The following is a 27000-nucleotide window of genomic DNA, read 5'->3' on the forward strand; positions in this document are numbered from 1 at the left end:
TGATCCTGCTGATCCTGCTGATCCTGCTGATCCTGCTGATCCTGCTGATCCTGCTGATCCTGCTGATCCTGCTGATCCTGCTGATCCTGCTGATCCTGCTGATCCTGCTGATCCTGCTGATCCTGCTGATCCTGCTGTAGATGAAACTTTAAATTACAAGAAATGTTATCCATTTGAATTTGGGATTGATCCTGATGGATATGAATATAAACAAAATATTTATCCTACTTATGATACACATCCAAATATTAGATTTTTTAGTCCAGATAAAAATTTCGGGAAAACTTTAGAGTATGAAATATTAAGAGTTAATGCTAAAGCAGATTTTTTAATAACTGACTATATGTCAAATCAAGGTGAAATTAAAAAATTAATGCAAGCTTACAAAGATGAAAAAAGCTTTGAAGATATTGTTGGCCTTTTGAAAAAGAAAAGTAAGGAAAATACTCGAATTGTTAAAAGTATTAAAGCTAATACAAAACCTGATTGGACTATTGATAATAAAATTAAAGCTCTTATAGCTTCACGTTATCTAAATTCAGTAGGAAAAGGTGAGAATGCTTTAGAACTTGCAAGAATATTAGAAGAAAATTTGGAAAAAAAAGGCACTGATGATTTTAAAGATTTTGTTGTCCCTACTTATATTAAGGAGGCAATTGAATTTTTATGTCAATAATACAGATAGATTCTAATAAAAGACTTGATGATATTGAACATCATTTTAAAGTTAGTGCTGGTCCTGGAGCAGGTAAGACACATTGGTTAGTTGAGCATATAAGAAATGTGCTTCATCACTCAAATCGACTTAGTAAAATACGGAAAATTGCCTGTATAACTTATACGAATATAGCAGTTGAAACAATTTTGACTAGATTAGGTACTTCTGTAACACAGGTGGATGTTTCGACAATACATAGTTTTCTTTATCGTCATATTGTTAAACCATATGTTTTCTTAATAGCTGATGAATATAGCCTTAATTATTCTAAACTTGACGGTCATGATGAACTTAATCACTCATTTTCTAAAATGGAAAGTTGGATAAAATCAACTCGGCAATTTTATTTATATGGTGAAGAAAATAAGGTAAAGAAGGCTTTAAATACTATTCAATGGCAACTGGAATCTGATGGTATTTTGTATTTAAGGCTTCCTAAAAATAAAAAATATTTGGGAACAATTAATCCTAAAGCATCTATCAAGAAAGATAGTTATATCTCGTATCGTCAAGAACATTGGAAATCTGGATATATTCACCATGATGATGTTTTATTCTTTAGTTATCAATTGATTACTCGATATCCTTTTATATTGGAAGTAATTAGATCAAAGTTCCCTTATTTTTTTATTGATGAATTTCAGGATTGCAATCCTATTCAGATGACTATTATTAAAAAAATATCTGAATTTGAAACTATAGTTGGATGTATAGGTGATCCAGCGCAATCTATTTATGAGTTTCAGGGGGCTGATGTAGCGCAATTTTTAGATTTTAATTTAGATAGAATGTATCATTATAAAATATTAAAAAATAATCGTAGTACGATTAAAATCGTTAAAATTCTTAATCTTATAAGGTCAGATTTAATTCAAGAGCCTACTAGAGAAATAGAAGGGGAAAATCATTGCTTAATTGTGGGACCTACTAAACACGCTATTCAAATAGTTCGGGAAAGATGTATTGATAAAGATTTCCATACTTTATCTAGAGATAATTTAATTGTAAAAGCTCTTAAAAATGAACTTGATGAGTCGTTTAATATGGAGAATTTATTTGAAAAGATACTAGTTGCAGATACAAATAAAGATAGAAGACAAGCTGTTTGTAGTAGTATTAAAGCTATTGAATTAGCAAGAGAAAAAAAATTTAAAGAAGCTTTTAAAGAGTTAGAAAAAATATTTCCTAAAAGCAAATATTCAATTTCTAAAACAATTGAATATATTCTGGCTCTTATTGAGGGATATGAATCATATCAAAATAAAAACTTAATAAATTTTATTGAAGTTATACAGAGACTATTAGATTCACCTCTTACGAGAGTAAGTAGAGGCAATGTTAAAGAGTTTTATGAAAGTACATTTTATAATCAAATGAGTGCTTGTATAAATATTCCTGATGATATGAGTAAAAATAAGACGATACACAAATCAAAAGGCGATGAATTTAATAATGTTTTACTGGTTTTAGAGTCATATAAGGAACTAGATTTTATTCTATCTCCTAAATTAGTCGATGATGAAGAGCATCGCATTCGATACGTTGCTGTTAGCCGTGCTAAGGAACGACTGTTTATTTCAGTGCCATCATTAGACATTACGGACGAGCCTAAATTTAGTGAGCACTTTGAGATTGTGAGATGCTAAAAAAAGAGAGTGCGTAATTGCTTTACATAAATTAATAGCTCTTGTTAACTATAACCGTTTATTGGTTATAGTTAATTTGGCTAATATACCAATTTTTTTTGCCGTTAGGTGTATGTACTTGGATCTCATCATTTACCGATTTACCTAAACAAGCCTTTGCTATAGGAGCTTGCAAGGAAATATAGTCTTTACGTCCATAAATTTCTTCATCCCCAACAATGCGGAATTTTATGGTTTCACCTTCATCATTTTCTAGTTCGACCCAAGCGCCAAAATAAGCTTTTCCATCTTGTTCAGAACTATATTCTACTTTATGTGCAACCTCAAAAAGCTTAGTTAAATATCGAATTCTACGGTCAATCTCACGCAATTTTCTTTTGTTATAGTGGTAGTCTGCGTTCTCCGATCTATCGCCGAGACTGGCTGCCCACGACACAATTTTTGTAATTTCAGGGCGTTCTTTACGAACTAAATCATTTAACTCATCTTGTAAGCGCTGATAGCCTTCAGCAGTTAGCAATTTACGATTCAAGTTAAATACTCCAAAGCCTTGCGTATTGCATTTAATGTTGAAACTTTAAAAACTGGTTTATTTGATTCATCCACAAGTTCACCATACTCGGTAGGTCTAAAATTCCACTTTTTTTGAAACTCAGTAGATAATAAATATTCCAAAGCTCTAACTTCTTGCTCTGACAGTTTAAAAGCCTGATCAGACATCATATGCTTATGATCATAAATATCAATTCTTTGTTTTGGGGGAATTATCTCTCGAATCGTTTGATGAGCTGCTTTTAAATCAGATGCCATAATACGCACTAAAAGTTGATGTTTTGGATTTTTAATCTCTTTAATCCAATCATTGTCTTTTTGCGATGTTTTTTTTAAATTAGATTTTTGAGAAGGAGAATCTTCAAAACATTGAATAAGTGCTCTATATTTTTCTCCAGTTTTATTTCGAATACTTTGCGCTTTGGGTACACCGCGCTTAAACCCTAATTTAGCGATTGTACTTGCAGAAAAATCAGGAATTCCTCGCTCTCGTTGCTCTACACATATTGCATAGATTGCATCAAGCGACTGTTGAACTTTCAAAGATGAATTATGTTTTAATTTGCTTAATAGTTCTTCAGGACTCATGATTCGGCTCGATTAATGTTAGTGAATTATGAAGAATAAGTTCAATTTCTGATTTTGAAATTTGTTCAGTCTCAGAAAGGTCGACCAGTTTAAGCTCGCCATCCATCACACTTTGCACTTTATTCCATGATTTGAGGCGACTCATCAATAATTTAAAAATTTGATTGCCAGCAGAAAGTTGTTGTTCTTTTGATAATGTGAATAAAGCAGGCATAATTTCATTAAACATAGCCATTTTATCGATAAGTTGTGTTCTTGGATAAATTGCATTGTCAGCATTACAAGATTTATAAATAACAGCATTTTCGCAAACTTCTTGTAATTGATGAAAATGACTTACTTCTTCCAACTCTAATACTAATTCAGCGTCAGCGGTAGTAACTAAAGCAAATTTATCTTTATTTTCTAATTGAGCATTACTATTAATGAGTTTATTGCACTTCATAATATGGCTATAAGCTGCTTGTATATCACATAAGAGCATGTCTAATTTTTTTGCAGCTGTTTCGTATTCAGATTCAAAGTTACGAAGTACAGTTTCGAGTTTTGATCTTTTTGATGAGCCGTCAAAATTTTTCTTTTTCACATTAGCTATATATTCTTCTTTTTCAAGACTATAAATTTCCTGATTAATTTGATCAATTTCAAATTGTAATTTTGAACATATTTTTGCTTGATCATTGCATTGGAGTAGAATTTCATTCGTAACTGCTAATAATCCACCGATGAAAGCAGGTCCTGTAATGAAGTGCCTACATCTAAAACAATTCTGGATACCTAAATAACCTTGAGGTGTTGGAGTGTAGAAAGAGCTGCTTTTAATTATTTCTCCACCATCATCACATCTAGTTGCAGCAAAAGGACAAATTCCATAGTCTCTAAAAATATAATTACCAGCAGGTACTTCGTTAGACAAGCTTTGCAGTAATTCTGAATTGTTACCAATTAATTGGTTTTTAACACTTTCAATTTTATTTTGCTCTATGATTCGCTGAATTGATTCAGCTTCAGCTTTTAAAGCTATTTTTTCACCTTCTTCTAATCTACGTCTAATATCTTGGTTTGAAATCTTACAGTAAAAAATAGACATAATGATTGAACTATGACCAACGATTTTCATAACGATTTCGACGGGCATACCCATTTCACAAACATAAGCCGTAATTAGACTTACGCGCATACTATGTGGGGTATATTTAGATATATAATTGCTTAATGTTGCTGGATTTCCTTCAAGTGTAGTTAAGCAAAGATTTGAATGCTGTATATTATAAAGAGCTGCTGCTAACCTATGGGTTAAAGCATTTGAGATATTTGCGGGTTCAAAATCATTGAAACGCCTGAAAAGAAAACAATTTAATCCTTTAGCTTTTCTTTGCACCTCATTGAAATATGTTCTTTGGCAATCAATCCAAGCACTAGGATATGCGATAGGATTATATTTTTGTTGCCATTTTCTTAGCCTAATTAACCAATATGCTAAGTCTTCAGGTATCCATGGAATTGTATAGCCCTGCCCATTGTCTTTCGATTTATTTGTAGTTGTAAAGATGCCTATTTGACCATCAGGCATTTTTTTTATGAATGATTGTTCTTTAGTTAAGCCAGAAAAAGGGGAGTTATTTTTTTGCCAAATTATTTTGTTTTGTTGATCTAAATCTGCAATATACTCATCGGCTTCACCTGAATCATTATAACCGATTTGTCGTCCTCTTAAGGGAACTTTAGTGAGCGCGTAGGTATGAATCCATTCTGTTGGACACCATAAATATGCTTGATTACCTATTACACGGTAAACACAATCTAAATCATGTAAATCTAATAGATCAAAGCTTACTTTTACCCAATCAGCATCAAATTTATGAAGATGTTCTAAATCTTGAAAGCTTTTTGCATCGAATGGGAGAATCCATTCTTGGGCTTTTTTGACAAAATGGTATTGTAGGCATGGCTTTGTTGTTTCAGAATGAATTGAGCTAGATGATATATTTTGTTGATTTAATAAAAGAGAAAATGGATTACGAGCATTATCAATCAGTGCAATTTCACCTGTTTCTTCATCTTCAATCGTTAAATCATTATCAATAATGTAATCTAAAAATTCATTAACATAAACAACTAGTGAGCGTTTCTTAGGCTCAGATTCAATATTTTCAAGTATATCCCGAAAGGATTTTACATCGAATTTTTCTTGTATGAGAAAAGCGTGTGGTGTCTTGCTTTTATCAAATTGTTCGATATATAGTCGTACGAAACGACAAAGCTGAGTTTCCTTAGTGCTCCCACCACGGGCTTTAGTCATGAATTCTCTGATTTTAATAGCCCAAATTATATAGTCTGGTGAAATAAAATCAGGTTTAAATGGTTCAGTTTTCCCTAAAAATTTGAACCAGTTTTCCCACTCTTCTTTATAAACACCTTGAGGATCAAGTGGAAGTGACGGATCATTTAATTTCGAAATAAAAGTTTTGTACCCTGCGGAAGTTTTGATATTTTTATCTCTAACTAAACTTTTTAATTCTTTATAAGGTATGAAATCAACAATATCAAAAAAATCTTTATAACTTATCCATTCCTCATAAATTCTTTCTGGATGTGCTGGCAATCCATTTTCTTTATAATTTTTTTTATATAATACTGAATTGGTTATACCTAGTTTTTTACAGAACTGTTTCAAAGACTCCAAGTTTGGAAAATTTGAAAATTTTTTATTAAATTGCTTACTTTCAATTTGTCTAATTGCTTGAGGTTTAATCATTTAATGGCTCTCAACTTCTCTTTGACTTCTTCAATTGTTGGTTTTATATAAACGAGGCACGAAGTAGGACTTTTGTGATGCATAGCTTTTTGGATTTCTACTTGATTCAAACCAGCTTGACGTGCTCGAAATCCGTAAGCATGTCGATGGCCGTGTTCAGTTGTTCCAAGAGCTTTTTTACAAGATAATCCAATGGCTTCTACAGCATTTTTATGCAGTCTTTGAAAATTTTTTATTGTTTCAGGTTCACCCAAAGTATTAGTAAATGCAAAAGGGTGCGGATTATTTTTTGAGGGTTCTACACGTTGATATTTAAGATAATTAGCCCAAATTAATAAGAAATCTTTGGCTTTTTCAGGAGGGTTAAAAGCAACTTCAAAATAGCCTAATTTAGAAATCAATAAAGGGGATTTCCAGCCTGCATAAAGTCTTTCAGTGAATAAATAATTATTTCTAGGTTTGTAGGATGTTTTAGATAAGAGAAATTCACGTCTATTTTTGAAATAGGGATCTGGAGCAACACCTAGTTCAGGATGATAAACACGAACAAGTGCCTCTTTGGGGTGGTTTGGGTTTAATGTAATGTCTGATATATAAATATGAAAAATTTCACTTTTCCGAAGCCCCCCATAATTCATTAACATAGTAATTGCTTGTGATTTATAGTCGTAAACTCCATTTTTATAAAATCCTAAATATAAAAGTCTTTCTATTTGATCTTCAGGAAAACGAACTGCATATTCAAAATCAATCAGCTCCTCATTGAACGAACCAACCAACCGAACTTGTTGTTGTGATAGATCTTTTTTAGTTAAATGATTTAGAAAGACATTTGCTTGCTTATGATAATATGCACACCAATTTAAACGTTCTTCATAACTTGTCGCTTTGCGAAATGGATTTACACGAATTGTTGAATGTTCATCCTGTAATGTCAGAAAATCTGTGTAATGAGTAATATGAAATAATAGGTTGTTGGTATCTCTGATCGTGCGTGGCCGCCAATAAAGATCAAGAGAATCAGTGTGGGTTGTTGAATCAATTGTGCCTGTGATTAATGCCTCAGTGAAAGCTTTGAGTAATTTAGTAGCATTCTCAATTTGCGGCACAGTATTTATATACTCAAGTAACAGTTTAAGTGCATAGCATGATCTTTCTTTCCAAGATTCGCTTTTAGAATTAAACCAAGCCAAATAACGTAAATGGGAGATAATAATTCCATTTTCAGTAAGAATGCAGGGTAAGGCTACTGTTGTATGTGAAGTACAATCTTTATAATTTACATAAATTTTTATTACATATGACATATTGAAATCACAGTTATTTATTACAGTATGATTGATATAAAGCATTGTTTTGTCAATGCTTTTTTTGAATTATTGGTTTTTAGTGTTAATTATCAATAAATTATTTATAATTAATGTGGTATATGTTTTAAAATAAAATATTATTTTTATAAATATACATGAATTTTTTATTATTTAATTTTTGGGTGTTTTTTTAGATAAACTTAGTAAATACAAGATTCAATATTTTTAATAATGTTAGATATGTTATTTTTTTTCTTTATAATATTTTTTACGTCAAGGTTAATATTGTTTATATACTTTTCTAAGCAAAAATCTAGTTCAGGAATTTCTTTAATCAACTCATTAGTTAATTGAATTTGATGGTTTCTTTCTGATTCCTGTTGCTTAATTTCAATTAGCTTTTTAGTTAGTATTTCGGTTGCTTTTAATTTGCAATGGTCAAATCTGAACTCTTCTAATTTTGAAGTTTCCGAATAATATTTTTTCCCATCGTGATCAGTAGTTTTTTTTAAATAACCGTGTTTCACTAGATCTTGGATGAGGATATAAGTCTGTTTTTTCACTTGATCTGAGATTGTATTAAATTGTGTCCATATGTCTTTTGGAGTAAACATTACTAGAATTGTTTGTCGCTCAATAACATGTAAGAACTGCTCTTTAACTACACTTTTGATTTCTTTCATATATCTTAATCTTAGAAATAATAATTGCTAATTTTTCAGCATAAAATTGGGAATGAGTGGTATGTCATAAAACAATATGATATGTCTAAATAAATAGCTGACTTCTCTTATAACAAGTCAGCTATTAGCATTTATTTTTTTAATACATACATGTGTACCAATTTTCTTTGCTGTCCCAAATTACGCGCCCAGACTCCAATGGCGTTTGTTTATACTGAACGTTATTACCTGAGGCAACTTGATTATTACGACTCAACCAACCTTTGATGTTAATTTTGATATTGTTGTTGCTAATCGCCTCTAAGCTAGCAATAACTTTAGCACCAGTGACGGTTCTAAATTGTGGCTGGCCAAGTACAACTAGACCTGTATATTCAGAAACTGAAGTGTCTTTACATATAGTACGACCAATATCATTTGCTTTGGGCGCATTAGCAATGACCATACGTTGATAATTTTGCTGTTGATTTCTAATTTCTTGTCTATATTGCTCTATTTGAGCATTAGCTTCTTTTTGCTTCTTCATATCAATCATAAAATAATCACTTGATGTATTTAGAAGGTCAAGTGGATTTGCTATTTCGGTTTTTAATGTCATAAACGTAAGTTGCTGAGTACGATTATATCTATTTGAAACAGGCTCAATACTTACACCCCATGATTGGGAAGCTGTACAAGTGAAACCACCAATATAAGGAAGTGCAATATTTGTATAGCCCTGAATTGGTTTAGTTAATCTTGAATATTTTGATTGATATGTCTGTGAAAAATGTCCTTTTTGAGATTCACAGTATTTTTTTAAATAAGTATATGGGATTTGATGGTCGAGTAATGTTGCATCAGTAATATACTCTTTTCCTGTATTATTTTTCCCATTCAGTTGCTTTGATGCAATGACTTCACTAGGGCTTGTAAATTTTGAAACATCAGAAGCTTTTATATGGTCTACAGTTACACAGCTGATCATACTCGTCACAAGCGAAAGCCCAATAATAGATTTAATTATCTTCATTATATATCTCTTTAAAGTTCTGCTTATTTTTACTTGAATCTGCGATAAATCTTGTCACTAAAAGTTCTCCGCAAAGATTATCACGTATAAAAAATTGAAAAGGAAAGGAAGTACTACTTTCCATTTACCGATCATAGAAAAACTAAGGATTTCTTAGCAATGCAAATACTAAGGAATCCTTAGTAATAAATCAATTCAAAACTAAGAACATCTTAGTTTTATGGTTTATCTCTGAACTAATGGCTCGACATACTTCAAATATTTTCTCCAAACGTTTAAGGCTTGCTCGAAAAGCAAAGAACTTATCGCAAGAACGCTTAGGAATATTGGCAGGTATTGATGAATCCTCAGCAAGTGCACGGATGAATCAGTATGAGACCGGAAAGCATGTGCCTGATTTCCTGATGGCGACAAAAATTGCAGATGTTTTAGATGTTCCTGTCGCTTATTTTTATACTGATGATAATTTAATGGCTGAAATGATTTTAAAAATTCATTTAATGTCATATCCGCAGAAATTGGAAGTTTTAAAATTTATTGATAAGTCAGATCAGTACATAGATTGATCAGGAAATATTATAAAAGAATCATAATTTTTTATGGTCATTATTATAAGTAAAAAATTAGATAAACTTAGTCACTTAGTTGTTGTTAAATACCATAGGTAGAATCTCAATAATTGTACGATATGTCTGTTCTATATTTTTAAAATTAGAAAGTTATTTCATTTCATATTCTTCATCGAAAATATAATGAAGATAACATCTTTATTCATACCTTTAATCGAAAATATATACAAAGGATAATTTTAATGAATTGATTTGTACTGAAATTACCGGGGACTATCAATTGTGAGTTTTTAATCATCTACTCATTCATTAAAGAGTTATATGGTTACATCAAATTTTATGTAGTTCTTTTACGATAAAACCATTCAATTAAGCCATATACTATTTAGTACATAGTATGTGGTGTTTACCAATTAGAAATACCAGAATTTGATCAATTATCCATAGAAACTCTTTGAAATAGTATGTTTTATAGTGGGGTTATAATATCAATATAATAAGCAATTGTTACGCAAAATTGATCGACGTGTACGCTACTTGGGAAAACGTTTGGAAGAGCTTCGTATTATCGATTACTCACCCGAACAAAAAGGGAAAGTTTATTTTGGGGCATGGGTTGATATTGAAAATGATGAAGGCGAACAAAAAACGTTAAGGATCGTGGGGGTAGATGAAATTTATGATCATCATCCACAGCATATCTCAATTGATTCACCTATGGCTCGAGCACTCCTGTCCAAGCAAGTGGATGATGAGGTCGAAGTCCTGACCCCACTAGGAAAAAAATGTTGGTATATCAATTCAATTCGTTATGAAATGGGCGAAAGTACTGAAAAATAACAAACTGCTCTTATTTTGTTCAATTGGACGTGTTTTTTACAAAATAATTTGCCATTGCTGAAATTTATTTATATGATGGCGGCCATGGAAGCGTGGCAGAGCGGTTTAATGCACCGGTCTTGAAAACCGACGAGGGCGCGAGTCCTCCGTGAGTTCGAATCTCACCGCTTCCGCCAAATTCAAAAACCCTGATGTTTTAACATCAGGGTTTTTTTATGTGCGTAAATTGAGGTAATGCAATTAGCCTTGACCTTAATTCAATAAATTTTGATTGAGCTTCTATTTTTCAGCTCGAAGCCAAAATTTTACAATCGCCTAAATTTTGTATGAACGATTCGCCAAGTGTTCAAAATAAGGCAAAATAATTTGCCAAGCTGAATTTTTATTTATATGATAGCGGCCATGGAAGCGTGGCAGAGCGGTTTAATGCACCGGTCTTGAAAACCGACGAGGGCGCGAGTCCTCCGTGAGTTCGAATCTCACCGCTTCCGCCATATTCAAAAACCCCAATGTTTTACATTGGGGTTTTTTTATTGCCTAAATTTTTGAATAGTTTTTTTCTACAGGCGAAGTTGATATACAGCATGAATATGACATGCTATTAATTATTCACAATAAACAGAAAACATAATTAATCGATTTAGAAAAGGAATTCATCCATGCAAAAACCAGAGCTTATTCATGAACTGGAATGGCAAGCGCGTTGTCAATTGGCGGCACTGTATCGCTTAGTGGCTTATTATAAAATGACCGACTTAATTGATACTCATATCAGCCTGCGTTTAAGTCATGAACCGGAGCATTTTTTGATTAATCGTTATGGTGTGACCTTTGACAAAATGACAGCTTCTGATTTGGTCAAAATTGATCATGAAGGAAAAATTATTGAAACTTATGATGCAGGGAAGATAGTGAATGTTGCGGGCTTTGTGATTCATTCGGCCTTACATCATGCGCGTGCAAATATTAATTGCGTTATTCATACGCATACTGCGGATGGCGTGGCAGTTTCTGCACAGGAACATGGATTATTGCCAATCTCACAACATGCGTTAAAGTTCTATCAGAACATTGCTTATCATGAATATGAGGGCATAGCCTTTTCAACTGAAGAGCGTGAAAGATTGGTACAGGATATGAGGCATTATCGCTGTATGATTTTACGTAATCACGGTTTGCTTGCGACTGGTGATAGTGTGGCACGGGCATTTCATGAAATTTACTTTTTAGAACGAGCTTGTCAAATTCAAGTAAAAGCATTGTCGAGTGCTACATTGCATTATCCAAGTCCGAAGGTTTGTGAACATACGTTGCAGCAGTTTGAAAATCCGATGGCCGAGCCCATTATTCAAGCGGCTTGGCAGGCGGCCTTGTCCTTAATTGACGATCAGCAGTCAGATTATTGCAGATAATATAATTTTCAATCATCTAGCTCATAGAGTATAGGCGCTATGCCTTATGTGCAGAAGAATAGTCATGGCTTGAGCAACGCGTTATCATGTTCATAGTGGAACTATGAGATGAACTATGAAAATCGTTGCAGATGAAAATCTGGCATTTACTGAGTATTTTTTTGCCGAATTTGGTGAAATAAAGCAAGCGGCAGGTCGAACATTGACCCATGAGGATGTCAAAGAAGCCGATGCATTATTGGTACGATCAGTGACTCAGGTAAATGCAGAATTAATTCAACAGACCGCACTCAAATTTGTCGGTAGTGCTACGATTGGAACAGATCATTTAGATATTACCGCTCTAGAAAAGCAGGGCATTGCTTGGTCAAATGCCGCAGGTTGTAATGCACAAGCGGTTGCCGAATATGTGATTACAGCATTGCTCTACATTAAACCTCAACTGTTGAATGCAAATGAACAATTTACCTTGGGTATCGTTGGTTTAGGTAATGTTGGTTCACGTTTGGCCGTCATGGCAGAATTATTCGGTTGGAATGTCATTGGCTATGATCCATTTGTGCAATCTGATCATGTGAAACAAGTTGAATTTGCAGAACTGTTAAAAAAAGCAGATGCGATTAGTATCCATGTGCCACTAACTAAAGTGGGTGAACATCCAACCTATCATTTAATCAACGCAGCTACGCTTTCTGCTATGAAGCCTACAGCGATCTTAATTAATTCCGCGCGTGGGCCAGTGGTCGAAGAAGCTGCCTTAATTGCCGATATTCAACAAACTCAGCGTAAAGTGGTCTTAGATGTTTTTGAACATGAGCCAGAGATTTCAGCAGCGTTGTTGGATTTAATTTACGTGGTGACACCGCATATTGCCGGCTATAGCTTGGAAGGTAAAGCACGTGGCACACAGATGATCTATGAAGCATTTTGTCAAACTTTCAAGCAACCGATAAATAAAGCTTTTGAAAGTCAGTTGCCCGTCTGTGAGCAGTATTTTACGGGTGCTGACTTTAAGACGGTATTACAGCGTTATTTAAAAGATATTTATGACATCGCTCGTGATGATGCCAACTTACGTGCTTGCCTAAAAGACGGCAAGGTGGATCAAAAAGCCTTTGATTATTTACGTAAAACCTATCCTTTACGCCGTGAATGGGCTGCACATGGAGGCCCAGCAGCATGAGTCAAATGAACTTTCAACCGAGTTGTGAACTCACTGCACTTCGTGCACGTGCCACGATGTATGCTCAAATTCGCCAGTTTTTTGCGGCACGTGATGTACTAGAAGTGGAAACACCTGTGCTTTCTCAAGCGGGTGTCACCGATGTGCATTTAGCATCGGTACAGGCTCAGCGCCATGTGAATGGTCAAAAGCAAACGCATTATTTGCAAACTTCACCTGAATTTGCCATGAAACGTCTGTTGGCAAGTGGCAGTGGATCTATTTACCAAATCTGTAAAGTTTTCCGTGATGATGAACATGGACGTAAACACAACAGTGAATTCACCATGTTGGAATGGTACCGTCCGGGTTTTAGCTTAAAAGACTTGATGTTCGAAGTGACTGACCTATTGAATGAAACTTTGAAACAACGCTTTGGTGAAGTTCGTCCGACTATTTTGAGCTATAAGCATGCCTTTATGGATCGTTTGGATTTAAATCCGTTACAAGCTTCTTTACAAGATCTAAAAGATTGCTGTCGTCGTGTGGGGCTAAGCTTAGATTTGGGTGAAGACCGTTTAGGCTATATCGATTTATTGTTTTCGCATTATGTTGAGCCGAGCCTCGGTTTTGATACGCCAGTGTTCCTTACAGATTTTCCACCTGAAATGGCTTCTTTGGCGAAAACCCGTGTGGACGAAGATGGGGAGTTGGTTGCAGCACGATTTGAGCTGTATATCGAAGGTTTAGAGTTAGCGAATGCTTATGATGAACTGATTGATGCAGATGTTTTACGCAGTCGTTTTGAGGCAGATAATGCAGAGCGCGCTAAACTTGGGTTGCATGTGATGCCGATTGATGAATATTTGCTTGCTGCATTACCGCATATGAGCGAGTGTGCAGGTATAGCCTTAGGTATTGATCGATTGCTAATGGTGGCTATGAATCAGCTAAAGCTTGAAAAAGTCATTAGTTTTCCAGCAGCTGTGTCATAAGTGAACTGAATAGCTGCTGTCTATAAATGCTTATACATTTTAGACAGCAGCATAGCTTTCAAATTTAAAAAGGCCTATCAACGTATAGATTGTGATTTAGCGATAATATGTCTAAATATTTATAAAAGATGCAATTTAATTACAGCAGAGTAGCTCAAATTTTATATAAATTATCAATGTCACAATAATAAAAAGAGTAATAAAGGTTATTTCAAGACCTTTATTTCTTTGAATTTTTTTATGATAGAAAACAATGCTGAGTGGGGAAAGAAAAAAGGAGACAATTATCGCCCACAGCCAGTTTAAATTTGGGCTTCTATCAATACTCCCGTCATTCTGTGTAGTCCAGTCTTGATGTGGATGAATAAAATCCACACCAGCGCTCGCCAATAGAAAAATATTAATATAAAACATAATTCCCAAAACTATATAAAAAGGAATAGAGCTTATAAATGAACGCTTAATTATTAAGGAGCCTAAGGCTAACATTCCAAAAAATATCATGATGAGCTGTGGCAAACTTTTTAAAAGGGTTTGGGTAAAGCCCATCCCTAATAGGAGTCCGCAAAAGACAATAGCAATCAATATATTGGAAAGTTGTTTCTTCATTATTTTTATTCTTTTTACCAGTCTTAAATTGTGTTGAGTATCAGTATTTAATTTTCAGAGATGACACTAGATTATTTCAATTTTTCATTTATTTCAAAATACTTCGGCAGGTTTAACAGCAATGATGAAAGTCAATCCTCTCATTTCTGAGAGGATTTATTTTAAGCTGTAGGCGTGTTATGGCCGAGTTCATGCTTGAATTGTCCGATAGCTTCAATTCGTTTCTGAATCAACATTTCACCAATATCAGGGCCTTTCACATCTGAAGGTAAGTCAGAAGCCTTAATATTACGAACCACCTGCATGGCATCTAAAACGTATTTAGCTTGCGGATAGGCACGATCCTCTAAACCTAAGCGACCACGTGAATCACATTCACAGGCTTGTACAAAGGCCTCTACGCGTTCAGGACGGCGTAGCACATCCATACGTTGTAACAGGCGCCACAAGGTACCCGGTTTTAAACTCAGAGCTTGATGGCATTTTAAATGCTCTTTACACACTGAGATGGCCAATTGTTTGGTATTGGTGGGAACTCGCATACGGTCACAGATTTCGGTAACAGGTTTTACACCACGTTCTTCATGCATGATATGGCGCGGTAACTCATCAACTGGAGTAAGTGCTTTGCCTAAGTCGTGTACCAGTACAGCAAAACGAACATCCAAAGAATAATTTGCACGACACGCTTGTTGTAGCGACATCATGGTATGAATGCCACAGTCTATTTCAGGATGATATTCAGGACGCTGTGGAATACCGTATAACGCATCAATTTCAGGGAACAAGACTTTTAAAGCGCCACAGGCTCTTAATACCTCAAAATATTCATCTGCGTGGTCTTCCATTAATGCACGAGACGTTTCCTTCCATACACGTTCAGGTGTAAGGGCTTCAAGCTCACCAGATTTGGCAAGCTCTTGCATCAGTTCCAATGTTTCATCAGCCACTTTAAAACCTAAAGCTTTATAACGTGCCGCAAAACGTGCAATACGCAAAACCCTTAATGGATCTTCGACGAAGGCATCAGACACGTGGCGAAGGACACGCTGTTCTAGATCACGTTGACCGCCATAGGGGTCATAGACATTACCTGCATCATCCATCGCTATCGCATTGATCGTGAGGTCGCGTCGAATGAGATCTTGCTCGAGTGTGACATTGACGTCGGTATAAAATTCAAAGCCATGATACCCATGTCCAGACTTACGTTCTGTACGGGCTAAGGCATATTCGTCTTTGGTCTCTGGATGAAGAAAAACAGGGAAATCTTTACCCACAGGTTGATAACCTTGAGCAAGTAATTGTTCCGGCGTTGCACCGACAACGACATAATCTTTTTCGTGATAGGGGTGCCCGAGCAAGTGATCTCGAACTGCACCGCCTACTAAATAAACTTGCATGAAAAAACCTCTATTCTTAGAGCAATCATGCTACAGAACAGAGGTTTTCTCAAGTCACAAAGTGTGTTCAGGTCAACTAAATTAGAGTGCTAGTTTTTCGTTTTCTTGAATCTCTGCAACAGTCAATGCAGTCATATTCACTAAACGGCGAGTTGTCGCTGTTGGTGTTAAAATATGAACAGGTTTTGCAGCACCCAAAAGAATTGGGCCAATCGTCACGTTACTACCCGATGTTGATTTCAACAAGTTGAACGAAATGTTCGCTGCATCCAGATTAGGCATAATCAGCAAGTTCGCAGAACCTTTAAAACGTGAGTTCGGGTATGCGAAATGACGAATATTTTCATCCAGTGCGGCATCACCATGCATTTCACCTTCAACTTCAAGTTCAGGTGCAATTTCTGACAAAATATCATAAACCTTACGCATTTTTTGTGCGCTAGGATCATTTTGGTCAGAACCAAAACTTGAGTGAGAAAGCAATGCTACACGCGGTGTAATACCAAAACGGCGTACTTCTTCAGCCGCTAAAATAGTCATTTCAGCCAACTGTTCAGCTGTTGGATTACGGTTAATGTAAGTATCAGCAATAAACAAGTTACGGTCTTCAAGCATCAATGCATTCAGCGTAAAGAAGTTATTGCGGCCTTCTTTTAGTCCAATCACATTGCTGACAAAGTCTAAGTGAATGTCATAGCTAGAATAAGTACCACATAACATACCGTCAGCTACACCATGACGAACCAACATTGCCGCGATAAGTGTTGAACGACGACGTGCTTCACGCTGAGCGTATTCAGGCGTTACACCTTTACGTTGCATGATGCTGTAGTAATCGTCAGCAAACTTATCGTAATCAGGGTTTTTCTCTTGATCGACGATAGTGATGTTCACGCCATCTTCAAGACGTAGACCTAATTTTTTGATGTTTGCTTCAATGACTGCGGGACGGCCTACAAGAATTGGTTTTGCTAAACCTTCATCAACTGCAATTTGTACTGCGCGAAGTACACGTAAATCTTCACCTTCAGCATATGCAATGCGTTTTGGATCAGTTTTCGCTTGCGCAAAAATTGGTTTCATCATAAACGCAGAGTTGTAGACGAATTCAGATAAACGTTGACGATATGCAGAGAAATCTTGAATCGGACGAGTTGCTACACCAGAATCCATCGCTGCTTGCGCAATTGCAGGTGCAATTTCAAGAATTAAACGTTGATCTAATGGGCGCGGAATGAGGTAATCACGACCAAATGAAGCAGATTTTTCACCATACGATGCAGCGTCTGCTTCAACATGTGCCATGCGAGCAATCGCATGTACACAAGCAATCTTCATCTCTTCATTAATTGTGGTTGCACCAACATCGAGTGCGCCACGGAAGATATAAGGGAAGCAAAGCGCATTGTTCACTTGGTTTGGATAGTCTGAACGACCAGTTGCCATAATCACGTCTGGACGTGCTTCATGTGCATGTTCAGGAAGAATTTCAGGGTCTGGGTTAGCAAGGGCAAAGATAATCGGATCTTTCGCCATGACTTTAACCATTTCTTTGGTCAAAATACCTGCTGCTGAAAGACCGAGGAACATGTCCGCACCTTCCATTACATCAGCAAGCTGAGAGCCTTCGATGTCTTGAACGTATGCCTTTTTCGACTCATCCAAGCCTTCACGTTTAGTCGTCAATAAACCGCGTGAATCTGCCACAACGATGTTTTCTTTTTTCACGCCAAGTGCGCAAAGTAAGTTCAAACATGAAAGGGCAGCAGCACCTGCGCCAGAAGCGACAATTTTGATTTCTTCAATTTTTTTGCCATTGAGTTGAAGTGCATTCAGTAATGCAGAACCCACAATGATCGATGTACCGTGTTGGTCATCATGGAACACAGGAATATTCATGCGTTCACGAAGTTTTTGCTCGATGTAGAAACACTCTGGGGCCTTGATGTCTTCAAGGTTGATACCACCGAAAGTTGGTTCTAATGCTGCAACGATATCTACGATTTTGTCTGGATCGTTTTCAGCAATTTCAATGTCAAAAACATCAACACCAGCGAATTTTTTGAATAGAACGCCTTTACCTTCCATAACAGGTTTTGACGCTAAAGGACCAATGTTACCTAAGCCCAGTACGGCTGTACCGTTACTGACTACAGCAACAAGATTACCGCGCGCTGTGTAAAGTGCAGCAGTAGATGGGTCGCGTTCAATTTCTAAACAAGGTGCAGCGACACCTGGCGAGTATGCGAGGGCTAAATCGTGTTGGTTGACCAATTGTTTGCTTGGTGTAACGCTGATTTTCCCCGGAGTTGGAAATTCGTGATAATACAAAGCCTGCTGTTTTAAAGATTGATCGTCCATCTGTATCTCGATTGTGTTTTGTTTATCCAATATAAAGCTGCAATGCTTGCTTTATCCGCTTGAATATAACATTAGTTGCACAGTTGGGACAGTCGAAGTCGCGTCTTTTTCAGACAATCTTATAGCTCAGGCATAGTGACTTATATTAAGTAAGTATAAGCAGGCGAAGAGATATTATTTTCAAGGAACACGGTTGCCTCTTCTTGTGGCAGTGGCTTAGAGAAAAAATAGCCTTGAGCAATGTCACATTCTAAGTCTTGTAGATACTGTAACTGCTGTTCAGTTTCAATCCCTTCAGCGACTACCGTCATGCCCATCGCTTTACCCATGGCAATCATGGCACTAACGATGGCCAATTGTTTATTTTCACCAATTTTAGAGATAAAACTGCGGTCTATTTTTAAGATATCAATTGGAAAATCAGCTAGATAGGATAGAGAAGAATAGCCCGTACCAAAGTCATCAAGTGAAATATTGATCTTACGTTTTTTTATTTCATTTAACAGTTCACGTACTGAATCTAGATTTTCGACCAAAGAAGATTCGGTAATTTCCAGTTCCAGACTGGCACCATCAATTTGATTGGCATCTATCGCTTCATCTAGATCATTTAATAATTGTCCACGGCGCAGTTGCTGCGCAACAATATTGACGGATACACAAATATTTTGATAACCCAAATTATTCCAAAAACAAATTTGCTGCGCGGTTTTTTGCAGGACAAAACGCCCGATATCGGAAATTAAACTGGTTTGTTCTGCTAAAGGAATAAATAAGCCTGGTGGTATTAAGCCTTTTTCAGGATGATTCCAACGCACCAAGGCTTCAAAACCGTAAATATTTTTATCACGGAAATTGATCTTCGGTTGGTAATACACAACCAGCTCATTATTTTGAATGGCTTTACGTAAGTCTCGCTCCAAGAAGATCCCTTGCTCTAATAATGCGGTATTTTCATTGGAATAATAACGTGTAGTATTGCCTCCCAAATTTTTGGCTTCGCTCAGTGCTTGTTCCGCACAGTTATTTAGATAATCTAGCTGACGGCCATGCTCAGGGTAGAACGCGACGCCCATCGATAAAGTGATGACATGATCTTGGCCAAAAATATTAAATGGAATGCTAAAGGCTTTATTGATGCGTTCACAATGCTCTTGCACAGAAGGGCGGATGTGTGAAATTTCATACACAATCGCAAAATCATCGCCATTTAAGTGTGCGACAAACAGAGCTTCGGCATTGGTTAGACGTAAACGCTGTGCGACTTGGCGTAACAGCTCGTCACCACCATTGTTGCTGAGATATTCATTTAATGGACGGAAACGGTCGATGTTTAAACGAATGACAGCCAACTGTTTAATCGAATCTTGCTGTGAAACTAAATATTGATGCAGTTGATAGTTGTAATAAAAACGGTTCGGTAAATCCGTTAAGGTGTCATAGTTTTCTAAATATGATAAGCGTTGTTCTTGCAATTTACGTTCTGTTAAATCTGAGACAATTCCAATGTAATGGGTGACGCGATTTTGATCATCCGTAATCGCATTAATATGCATCCATAGTGTCAGTTCTTTACCTGAAAGAAATTTTTCGTGCAATTCACCATCATACTCACCAATTTTCAGCACTTGCTTAATGATCGAATAGTGCATACTACGTTGAATTGATTTGTAATTTGCAGTGATATCAAAAAGATGTTTACCAATAATTTGGTCGTAGTTAAAGCCGGTTAATTGTTCGTAAAACGGATTGACTTCGATATAGCACAGCTCTTCATTTAAAATGAAAATCCCTTCAGCAGCTTGTTCGAGTACACTGGCTGCAAGTTTTAAACGTTCCTGAGATGTCCGTTCTTGATGGATATCACGTCGAATACCGACCATGCGCAATGGCTTACGATTATCTGGATCGCGTTGAATGACCCGTCCAATATCATGTACCCAACTCCATTTTCCTTGACTGTTTTGAATCCGATAGGTGGCCTCATAACGGTCTTTAAATCCACGTAGATGTTGAATCATCGCTGATTTAAAATGAGGGATATCATCAGGATGGATCACATGTTGTAACTGTTGCTGATGCTCTTTCGAATGTCTGAGGGTTTTTTCTTGCTTATAGTTGGTGACAACGATTTTACGGTCTTTGATATTCCAATCCCAAGGACGTAAACCGGCGATTTCATGCGCAAGGACTAAATTGGCTTGTTGGTTTTCTAAATCCTTGTTCATTTGCTCAATGTCGAAGGTCCGCTCTTTAACTTTCTGTTCAAGGATTTGGTTACCCAGTTGTAGCTGTAATTCGATGTCTCGTGATTTGTTGACTTCATCTTGGAGCTGCTGACACAGTTCATCAGTCCATTTGACTTGTTGCTTGGCACTATCGACCAGTAGGTTATTTTTAGCATGTAAAGTCGATACACGACGATGAATTCGATATGACGTCATGGCGCACATTAGAATCACAATGAGCCCAAAATTAATACTCAGGCTAAATAAGTGATTTGAACCATCTAAGAAAAAGAACTGTGCAATCAGATAGGGCACGATAGACGGGATAAAGGCTAAACAGAAATAATTAAGTTTTTGCGTCAAATAGGTCAAACCAAAGGTTTGCGTCACGATCAAGAGTAGGGCAGAGAGTGTCAGGGCTTGAATTGGTTCAAAGCTTTGATTGGTCGCAGGTAAATAATAAAAAATTAAAAAAATACCGCTCGCAATCAGTGTGCCGACAGAAAAACACTGAAATTGTAGCCAACGATGCGCAATCATCAGTGAATATTGTTCGGGTTTAAAATAAACGGTGCTCATCAGCCAGCATAAACTGACAAAAACTTCTGTAAAAATAAACCAAATATTGAAATACAAAGATGGCGATTTATAAAAAATTTGATATATCGAAAAAATATATAAGCAAATAATCAGGATACTGACTAAAAAATAGCGGCTATGGCGAATCGTGTTCGCAATTTGAGCAGTATGATTGTACTGCTTGATATATTCATCTTGTTTATACGTCATGAATATAAAAACCCTGCCTTAACTAAATCTAGATCGTTGTATTTGTATTGTTCCTGAGAGTATTTGTTTATTCTTGGTAACAAATCATTTGTTTTTATTGACTCTAGGGTAATTGCGTTACAAATAAAAAGCAATATCAAGGATGCCATCATTGATGCTTTCAGATGAACTATCGAGTAAAAATTAAATAAATTTATAATTTAAAATTGAAAGTGCAACTACAGGTGCAGTTTCTGTGCGAAGGACACGTTCACCGATACACCAGTTCACGAAACCTTTCTCATTTGCTGCGCTGATCTCTACTTCGCTCAAGCCACCTTCAGGGCCAATCAGTAAGGCAACGTGCGGGTCAGCATCAGCTAATACATCAACTTCATCTTTATTGGGTGCGAGCACCAATTTTGTTGTCGGTAGGTCATTTTCCAACCATTTTTCAAGGGAAAGAGGCGGAAGTACTTTAGGAACAATGTTGAGTCCACACTGTTCGCAAGCAGCAATAGCGATGCCTTGCCAATGGTCAAGTTTCTTTTGATCACGATCGTACTTCAAACGCATTTCACAACGTTCGGATGTGAGTAGTTGAATTTCAGAAACACCGAGTTCCACCGCTTTTTGAATCGCATAATCCATGCGGTCGCCTTTGCTCATCACTTGACCCAATAGTGCCGTAAAATGTGGTGTGCGATTGCTTGGATTGAATTGCAAAACTTGGACGGCAGCCGACTTTTTAGCGATTTCAACCAATTCAACATGGTATTCGCCACCTTGCCCATTGAACAAAGTGGCTGTTTCGCCCACTTGAGCACGTAAAACTTTTACCCAGTGATGAAACACTGTTTCCGTTAATTCAACAGTCGTATCAACAGTTAAATCAGCTTCAATATAAAAACGTGGCATTAAAGTTTTACTCTCAAAAAGGTCGAAATGTCTTATGCAAGACCGAGGTCTTTCACAAGTTGACGTGTAGGGTCAGTGGTGTTCATGGTGTAGAAGTGCAGGCTTGGCGCACCACCAGCAATCAGGCGTTCGCAAAGTTTTACAATCACTTCATGACCAAAGGCTTTGATTGACGCTGTATCGTCGCCATAAGTCGCAAGCTGTTTGCGAATCCAACGTGGAATTTCTGCACCTGTACCATCAGCAAAGCGAATTAAATTACTTGCATTGGTAATAGGCATGATGCCTGGAGCGACAGGAATGTTCACGCCTTCTTTTTGAATGCGCTCTACAAAGTAGAAGTATGCATCTGGGTTAAAGAAGAACTGTGTCAAAGCTGCGTTTGCGCCTGCATTGGCTTTGTCGCAGAAACGTTTGATGTCGAGATCAAAGCTGTCTGCTTGCGGGTGCATTTCTGGGTATGCTGCAACTTCAATTTTGAAATGATCACCAGTGTGCTCACGAATGAAACGTACCAAGTCCGTTGCATAAGGCAATTCGCCTAAGCCCACTTGACCAGACGGCAAGTCGCCGCGCAGCGCAACAATACGGTCAATGCCTTGCGATTTATACAAATCCAGCAATTCAGCAATACGTTCTTTGCTATCACCAATACAAGACAGGTGAGGGGCAACCGGTGTGCCTTTACCGTTGAAATCATTCAATGTAGACAAAGTGCGTTCACGGGTAGAACCGCCTGCACCATATGTTACAGAGAAAAATTCAGGATTTAATAATTGAAGTTCTTGGTGTACAACTTTAAGTTTTTCCGCGCCCGCATCAGTTTTGGTCGGGAAAAACTCAAAGGAAATAGGAATCTGTTTTGACATGTTCAAATCCTTTTTTATAAATACTTTTATTTAAAAAAATCCCCTCATCCTAACCTTCTCCCAAAGGGAGAAGGGACTTCCATTATGAAAGTAATAGTGATTTGGAGTTAACATCAAATTTGCTTTCACAATGAAGAGCTCCCTCTCCTTTTAGGAGAGGGTTAGGGAGAGGTATTTATAAAACTTAGTATTTATAAGCCTCAGCTTTGAACGGACCTTCAACTTGAACACCGAGGTAATCCGCTTGTTCTTGAGTCAAAGTCGTTAATACGCCACCGAAACCTGCAACCATTGCAGCAGCAACTTCTTCGTCTAATTTCTTAGGAATAAGTTCTACGCGGATCGCAGCTTGTTTTTGATCTTCAGGAAGATCAGCAAATTTTTCAGCGAATAGGTGCATTTGACCCAATACTTGGTTGGCAAAAGAACCATCCATAATACGTGAAGGGTGACCGGTTGCATTACCAAGGTTCACCAAACGGCCTTCTGAAAGAAGAATAAGGTAATCATTTTCATTTTCTGAACGATACACTTGGTGAACTTGTGGCTTAACTTCAACCCACTTATAACCACGTAAGTAATTTGTGTCGATTTCAGTATCGAAATGACCGATGTTACAAACTACAGCGCCCGCTTTTAATGAATCAAGCATTGCAGCGTCACATACGTGGTAGTTACCAGTTGTTGTTACGATCAAGTCAGTATTTTGAAGAAGATCAAGGTTGATGTCTTCTTTCTTACCCGTTTGAATGCCATTTTTATACGGAGCAACAACTTCGAAACCGTCCATGCATGCTTGCATTGCACAGATAGGGTCAACTTCAGTGACACGTACAATCATACCTTCTTGACGAAGTGATTGAGCAGAACCTTTACCTACGTCACCATAACCGATTACAAGTGCACGGCGGCCAGATAAAAGCATATCTGTACCACGTTTGATGGCATCGTTTAGTGAGTGACGGCAGCCGTATTTGTTGTCGTTTTTAGACTTAGTGACAGAGTCATTTACGTTAATCGCTGGAACTTTTAAAGTACCGTCGCGGTGCATTTCGTAAAGACGTTGAACACCTGTAGTGGTTTCTTCTGTAATACCGTGGATTTTAGCAATCACTTCAGGATATTTTTCGTGAACAAGCGCAGTTAAGTCACCGCCATCGTCCAGAATCATGTTGGCATCCCAAGGTGTACCGTTCACATTGATTTGCTGTTCAAGACACCACATGTATTCTTCTTCAGTTTCGCCTTTCCAAGCAAATACAGGAATACCTGCAGCAGCGATTGCAGCAGCAGCGTGGTCTTGAGTAGAGAAGATGTTGCATGAAGTCCAGCGTACTTCTGCGCCCAATTCAACTAGAGTTTCAATTAAAACTGCAGTTTGAATAGTCATGTGGATACAGCCTAGGATTTTCGCGCCAGCAAGCGGTTTAGCCACTGCATAGCGTTTGCGAAGACCCATTAGGGCTGGCATTTCTGCTTCTGCGAGTTTGATTTCTTTACGGCCGTAGTCAGCTAGTGAAATGTCGGCAACTTTATAATCTGTAAATGAAGCATTAACCGCGTTCATCACGATCTCCTTAATAAAAACAATTGATCATTATGTTCGCGGATGCCGTTGTTGATTGGAACGAGTGTCCAACCGAATCGTCGAGCCTAGCGATCTTATATTTAGTGCCTATAAGAAAGTCGCAGCATCCCTCGACTAGCGGAGTATTGTACTTGGAATTACGTTTTGTTCCAATCTGAAATTGGTTAATATCTGACTTATAGATTTCTTGATCATTAAAATTACGCTGTGAGTGTTAAATTTAATAAATCGGTTGTGAGTATAAGAAGAATGATTAAACCCTTAATGGCTTTATTGATGTTTTGGCCTGTTCTGACCATATCCAACGATTCAACAGGCTATGTGGCAACAGGCGGTGTGCAATACCTGAAAAATAAAGATATTCAAATGTTCAGTGAAGACCTGTTTATTAGTAAAAAAATCATCAAGGTCGATTACCAGTTCAAAAATTTAAGCAATAAAGATGTGACTGAAACGGTCTTATTTCCGCTGCCAAAAGTTGAAAACTTCTTTGAATCTGATTTTGCCAATACTGAAAAATTGCTAAAAAGTTTTAAAGTTCAGGTGAATGGAAAAACGATTCAGCCAGAAATGCATGTGCGCACTTTTATTCAAAAAGATGAAAAAACAGCCCCGATTGATATGACGGAGAGTTTTAAGCAATGCGGGTTTACGGAAAAAGACATGCTGAATCCGTGGAGCAGGCAAGATGATGAATATGAAACATTCGAGACAAAGCTCAGAAACTGTAAAAATGCAGCGCTGCAAAAAGTATTGCCCAAAGATCCGAGTGAAGTCATTTCATGGTCATCTCAGGTAATTTACAGCTGGAAGCAAACCTTTAAAGCCAAAGCATTTACTCGCGTACAGCATCAATATGCACCGCTGGTGGGTGGCTCTGTGGCGTTATATCCAGATGAGTATAATCAACAATTTTGTATGGATAAAAACTTTAAGGCAGGACTCAGAAAGGCCAAATCACAGCATGGACCATTTCAAGCTTTGGGTTATATCTTAAAAACAGGTGCCAATTGGGCAAAACCTATTCAAGATTTTAAGCTGACTATTGAGCGGGATGCTAACGAACTGGTTTCATTTTGCTGGGCAGGTAAAGTCAAAAAACTTAGCGATACGCAATTTCAAATGACTGAAAAGAATTTTGTACCCAAACAAGATTTGGACATTATTTTTGTGAGTAAACGTCCGTCATAAGACACAATCCAGCAAGAGATATAACCAAAGTAATGAGCCTAGAAAAATTTAAATCATATGCTGCATATTTCTTGGGAATGTGTGCCTGTTTATATGGTTGTTATACTTTTTTCTATGAAAAATGACAAATGGCATTTGTTGCTGTTTTCAATAATGTTGTACGGCTTGCTGTATGCAGTATTTAGATTTATCAGCAAAAAAATCATGGAGCTGGTTGTGTCAAGGCCTCAGTTTTATTGTTTTGTATAGCACTGTTTTAGCCATATTTTTTAGTTCAAGTTTTTTACAAATTAAAGAATTTCAACTGACTCATCCCAACTGGATTTTGGCAGATCAGGTTCAGATTAATCAAGTTGAAATTGATGATTATAGGCAAAGGCGTTCACTGCAATATACGTATACGCGAGTGCAATACCAATACATGCTGAATGAGCAAATAAGTACAGGTGTTGCAGATAAACTTGACCCGCAATATATGCTTTGGTTTCTTGAAACGTCGCAGGATTTAAAAGTCAGAGCAGCACTCAAAACTGAGCATGCAATACATCAGCAGCAGTATTCAGTGTATGTAAATACTCAAAATCCGAATCAATCACGATTTTTTCTTAACCAAGACTATTTTGAACTTCGTAATTCAGGGTTTGCATGGCTGATTTACGGCCTTCAAATGCTGTCCTTGGTTTTAGTTCTTATCGTTGTCATTTTGCTGTGGGATGCCTTTTCTGATTCGAAAGAATCTAAGACCGCTAAAAAAAGTAAGACTAAGCCTAAGGCAAAGGTGTAAAAAGCTAAACCTGATATGGAGTAAACATCTTCGTCC

General features: G+C 36.9%; 21 protein-coding genes, 2 tRNA genes and 1 pseudogene. 11 read left to right on the plus strand and 13 right to left on the minus strand.

The genetic code is table 11. The annotated features are described in order from the left end of the window. Positions 1 to 676 (plus strand): hypothetical protein (locus FTV50_RS16580; RefSeq protein WP_218950698.1); only part of this gene is annotated, 676 nt, incomplete at its 5' end. Then, on the plus strand, positions 667 to 2364 hold the full coding sequence (locus FTV50_RS01600) for a UvrD-helicase domain-containing protein (RefSeq protein ID WP_180023278.1): 1698 nt from the start codon (positions 667 to 669) through the stop codon (positions 2362 to 2364). The genes FTV50_RS16580 and FTV50_RS01600, both read left to right, overlap by 10 nt. A 58-nt stretch (positions 2365 to 2422) precedes the next feature. On the opposite strand, the gene greB is transcribed toward FTV50_RS01600, so the two are convergent. From greB to FTV50_RS01630, 6 genes are all read right to left on the minus strand, one after another. Beyond that, positions 2423 to 2896, minus strand: coding sequence for a transcription elongation factor GreB (greB, locus tag FTV50_RS01605; RefSeq protein WP_180023279.1), 474 nt, complete (start codon positions 2894 to 2896; stop codon positions 2423 to 2425). Next, complete coding sequence (gmtX, locus tag FTV50_RS01610) at positions 2893 to 3504, minus strand: gamma-mobile-trio protein GmtX (RefSeq protein WP_180023280.1); 612 nt, start codon at positions 3502 to 3504, stop codon at positions 2893 to 2895. The genes greB and gmtX overlap by 4 nt, the downstream gene beginning before the upstream one ends. Next, the gene (locus tag FTV50_RS01615; protein ID WP_180023281.1) at positions 3494 to 6262 is read right to left on the minus strand and encodes a VPA1269 family protein; all 2769 of its coding nucleotides are present in this window, start codon (positions 6260 to 6262) and stop codon (positions 3494 to 3496) included. The genes gmtX and FTV50_RS01615 overlap by 11 nt, the downstream gene beginning before the upstream one ends. Beyond that, positions 6259 to 7569, minus strand: coding sequence for a gamma-mobile-trio recombinase GmtY (gmtY, locus tag FTV50_RS01620; RefSeq protein ID WP_180023282.1), 1311 nt, complete (start codon positions 7567 to 7569; stop codon positions 6259 to 6261). The genes FTV50_RS01615 and gmtY overlap by 4 nt, the downstream gene beginning before the upstream one ends. Positions 7570 to 7772: 203 nt before the next feature. Continuing rightward, positions 7773 to 8255, minus strand: coding sequence for a hypothetical protein (locus tag FTV50_RS01625; protein WP_180023283.1), 483 nt, complete (start codon positions 8253 to 8255; stop codon positions 7773 to 7775). A 139-nt stretch (positions 8256 to 8394) separates the two neighbouring features. Then, entirely contained in the window at positions 8395 to 9267 is an 873-nt protein-coding gene (locus FTV50_RS01630) for a hypothetical protein (RefSeq protein WP_180023284.1), read from the minus strand. A gap of 239 nt (positions 9268 to 9506) precedes the next feature. On the opposite strand from FTV50_RS01630, the gene FTV50_RS01635 reads away from it, so the two are divergent. The 7 genes and pseudogenes from FTV50_RS01635 (at position 9507) to epmA (ending at position 14245) form a co-directional block, all read left to right on the plus strand. Continuing rightward, a complete protein-coding gene (locus FTV50_RS01635; RefSeq protein ID WP_180023285.1) occupies positions 9507 to 9833 on the plus strand; it encodes a helix-turn-helix domain-containing protein in 327 nt (108 codons plus the stop codon). Positions 9834 to 10322: 489 nt separating this feature from the next. Further along, a pseudogene (locus FTV50_RS01640) lies at positions 10323 to 10676 on the plus strand (GreA/GreB family elongation factor); the annotation flags it as partial. A gap of 86 nt (positions 10677 to 10762) precedes the next feature. Then, positions 10763 to 10852: transfer RNA gene (locus FTV50_RS01645), tRNA-Ser, on the plus strand. Positions 10853 to 11080: 228 nt separating this feature from the next. Next, positions 11081 to 11170, plus strand: a tRNA-Ser gene (locus FTV50_RS01650). A gap of 165 nt (positions 11171 to 11335) precedes the next feature. Then, complete coding sequence (locus FTV50_RS01655; RefSeq protein ID WP_180023286.1) at positions 11336 to 12088, plus strand: class II aldolase/adducin family protein; 753 nt, start codon at positions 11336 to 11338, stop codon at positions 12086 to 12088. 115 nt (positions 12089 to 12203) lie between these two features. Next, on the plus strand, positions 12204 to 13271 hold the full coding sequence (locus FTV50_RS01660; protein WP_180023287.1) for a 4-phosphoerythronate dehydrogenase: 1068 nt from the start codon (positions 12204 to 12206) through the stop codon (positions 13269 to 13271). Positions 13272 to 13276: 5 nt separating this feature from the next. After that, positions 13277 to 14245: an EF-P lysine aminoacylase EpmA gene (gene epmA / locus FTV50_RS01665; RefSeq protein ID WP_373683667.1), complete on the plus strand. Its 969-nt coding sequence runs from the start codon at positions 13277 to 13279 to the stop codon at positions 14243 to 14245. Positions 14246 to 14380: 135 nt separating this feature from the next. On the opposite strand, the gene FTV50_RS01670 is transcribed toward epmA, so the two are convergent. The 7 genes from FTV50_RS01670 to ahcY all read right to left on the minus strand — a co-directional run bounded on the left by FTV50_RS01670 (position 14381) and on the right by ahcY (position 24968). Beyond that, the gene (locus tag FTV50_RS01670) at positions 14381 to 14854 is read right to left on the minus strand and encodes a hypothetical protein (protein WP_180023289.1); all 474 of its coding nucleotides are present in this window, start codon (positions 14852 to 14854) and stop codon (positions 14381 to 14383) included. A 161-nt stretch (positions 14855 to 15015) separates the two neighbouring features. Beyond that, positions 15016 to 16257 (minus strand): multifunctional CCA addition/repair protein, encoded by a 1242-nt coding sequence (locus FTV50_RS01675; RefSeq protein WP_180023290.1) that lies wholly within the window; start codon positions 16255 to 16257, stop codon positions 15016 to 15018. An 81-nt stretch (positions 16258 to 16338) separates the two neighbouring features. After that, a complete protein-coding gene (locus FTV50_RS01680; RefSeq protein ID WP_078192090.1) occupies positions 16339 to 18618 on the minus strand; it encodes an NADP-dependent malic enzyme in 2280 nt (759 codons plus the stop codon). Positions 18619 to 18758: 140 nt separating this feature from the next. Continuing rightward, the gene (locus tag FTV50_RS01685) at positions 18759 to 21635 is read right to left on the minus strand and encodes an EAL domain-containing protein (RefSeq protein WP_180023291.1); all 2877 of its coding nucleotides are present in this window, start codon (positions 21633 to 21635) and stop codon (positions 18759 to 18761) included. 183 nt (positions 21636 to 21818) lie between these two features. Continuing rightward, the gene (locus tag FTV50_RS01690; RefSeq protein WP_180023292.1) at positions 21819 to 22532 is read right to left on the minus strand and encodes a 16S rRNA (uracil(1498)-N(3))-methyltransferase; all 714 of its coding nucleotides are present in this window, start codon (positions 22530 to 22532) and stop codon (positions 21819 to 21821) included. 32 nt (positions 22533 to 22564) lie between these two features. Continuing rightward, positions 22565 to 23401 carry a methylenetetrahydrofolate reductase [NAD(P)H] gene (metF, locus tag FTV50_RS01695; RefSeq protein WP_168378282.1) on the minus strand — a complete coding sequence of 279 codons (837 nt, stop codon included), beginning with the start codon at positions 23399 to 23401 and terminating at the stop codon, positions 22565 to 22567. Between the two features lie 184 nt (positions 23402 to 23585). Continuing rightward, complete coding sequence (ahcY, locus tag FTV50_RS01700) at positions 23586 to 24968, minus strand: adenosylhomocysteinase (protein WP_180023293.1); 1383 nt, start codon at positions 24966 to 24968, stop codon at positions 23586 to 23588. 270 nt (positions 24969 to 25238) lie between these two features. On the opposite strand from ahcY, the gene FTV50_RS01705 reads away from it, so the two are divergent. Together FTV50_RS01705 and FTV50_RS01710 are read left to right on the plus strand one after the other, a co-directional pair. Further along, positions 25239 to 26180: a DUF4424 family protein gene (locus FTV50_RS01705; RefSeq protein WP_180023294.1), complete on the plus strand. Its 942-nt coding sequence runs from the start codon at positions 25239 to 25241 to the stop codon at positions 26178 to 26180. A gap of 172 nt (positions 26181 to 26352) precedes the next feature. Continuing rightward, positions 26353 to 26964 carry a hypothetical protein gene (locus tag FTV50_RS01710; protein WP_180023295.1) on the plus strand — a complete coding sequence of 204 codons (612 nt, stop codon included), beginning with the start codon at positions 26353 to 26355 and terminating at the stop codon, positions 26962 to 26964. Positions 26965 to 27000 lie beyond the last annotated feature (36 nt).

The sequence above is a fragment of the Acinetobacter sp. YH1901134 genome, assembly GCF_013416965.1.
GTDB classification, from domain to species: Bacteria; Pseudomonadota; Gammaproteobacteria; order Pseudomonadales; family Moraxellaceae; genus Acinetobacter; species Acinetobacter amyesii.

Excerpts from the sequence above, each read along its gene's own strand:
- FTV50_RS01600 (WP_180023278.1), top strand. The coding sequence starts at position 667 with ATGTCAATAATACAGATAGATTCTAATAAAAGACTTGATGATATTGAA.
- gmtX (WP_180023280.1), bottom strand. The coding sequence starts at position 3,504 with ATGAGTCCTGAAGAACTATTAAGCAAATTAAAACATAATTCATCTTTG.
- FTV50_RS01615 (WP_180023281.1), bottom strand. The coding sequence starts at position 6,262 with ATGATTAAACCTCAAGCAATTAGACAAATTGAAAGTAAGCAATTTAAT.
- gmtY (WP_180023282.1), bottom strand. The coding sequence starts at position 7,569 with ATGTCATATGTAATAAAAATTTATGTAAATTATAAAGATTGTACTTCA.
- FTV50_RS01625 (WP_180023283.1), bottom strand. The coding sequence starts at position 8,255 with ATGAAAGAAATCAAAAGTGTAGTTAAAGAGCAGTTCTTACATGTTATT.
- FTV50_RS01630 (WP_180023284.1), bottom strand. The coding sequence starts at position 9,267 with ATGAAGATAATTAAATCTATTATTGGGCTTTCGCTTGTGACGAGTATG.
- FTV50_RS01635 (WP_180023285.1), top strand. The coding sequence starts at position 9,507 with ATGGCTCGACATACTTCAAATATTTTCTCCAAACGTTTAAGGCTTGCT.
- FTV50_RS01655 (WP_180023286.1), top strand. The coding sequence starts at position 11,336 with ATGCAAAAACCAGAGCTTATTCATGAACTGGAATGGCAAGCGCGTTGT.
- FTV50_RS01660 (WP_180023287.1), top strand. The coding sequence starts at position 12,204 with ATGAAAATCGTTGCAGATGAAAATCTGGCATTTACTGAGTATTTTTTT.
- epmA (WP_373683667.1), top strand. The coding sequence starts at position 13,277 with ATGAACTTTCAACCGAGTTGTGAACTCACTGCACTTCGTGCACGTGCC.
- FTV50_RS01670 (WP_180023289.1), bottom strand. The coding sequence starts at position 14,854 with ATGAAGAAACAACTTTCCAATATATTGATTGCTATTGTCTTTTGCGGA.
- FTV50_RS01675 (WP_180023290.1), bottom strand. The coding sequence starts at position 16,257 with ATGCAAGTTTATTTAGTAGGCGGTGCAGTTCGAGATCACTTGCTCGGG.
- FTV50_RS01680 (WP_078192090.1), bottom strand. The coding sequence starts at position 18,618 with ATGGACGATCAATCTTTAAAACAGCAGGCTTTGTATTATCACGAATTT.
- FTV50_RS01685 (WP_180023291.1), bottom strand. The coding sequence starts at position 21,635 with ATGACGTATAAACAAGATGAATATATCAAGCAGTACAATCATACTGCT.
- FTV50_RS01690 (WP_180023292.1), bottom strand. The coding sequence starts at position 22,532 with ATGCCACGTTTTTATATTGAAGCTGATTTAACTGTTGATACGACTGTT.
- metF (WP_168378282.1), bottom strand. The coding sequence starts at position 23,401 with ATGTCAAAACAGATTCCTATTTCCTTTGAGTTTTTCCCGACCAAAACT.
- ahcY (WP_180023293.1), bottom strand. The coding sequence starts at position 24,968 with ATGAACGCGGTTAATGCTTCATTTACAGATTATAAAGTTGCCGACATT.
- FTV50_RS01705 (WP_180023294.1), top strand. The coding sequence starts at position 25,239 with ATGATTAAACCCTTAATGGCTTTATTGATGTTTTGGCCTGTTCTGACC.
- FTV50_RS01710 (WP_180023295.1), top strand. The coding sequence starts at position 26,353 with ATGCAGTATTTAGATTTATCAGCAAAAAAATCATGGAGCTGGTTGTGT.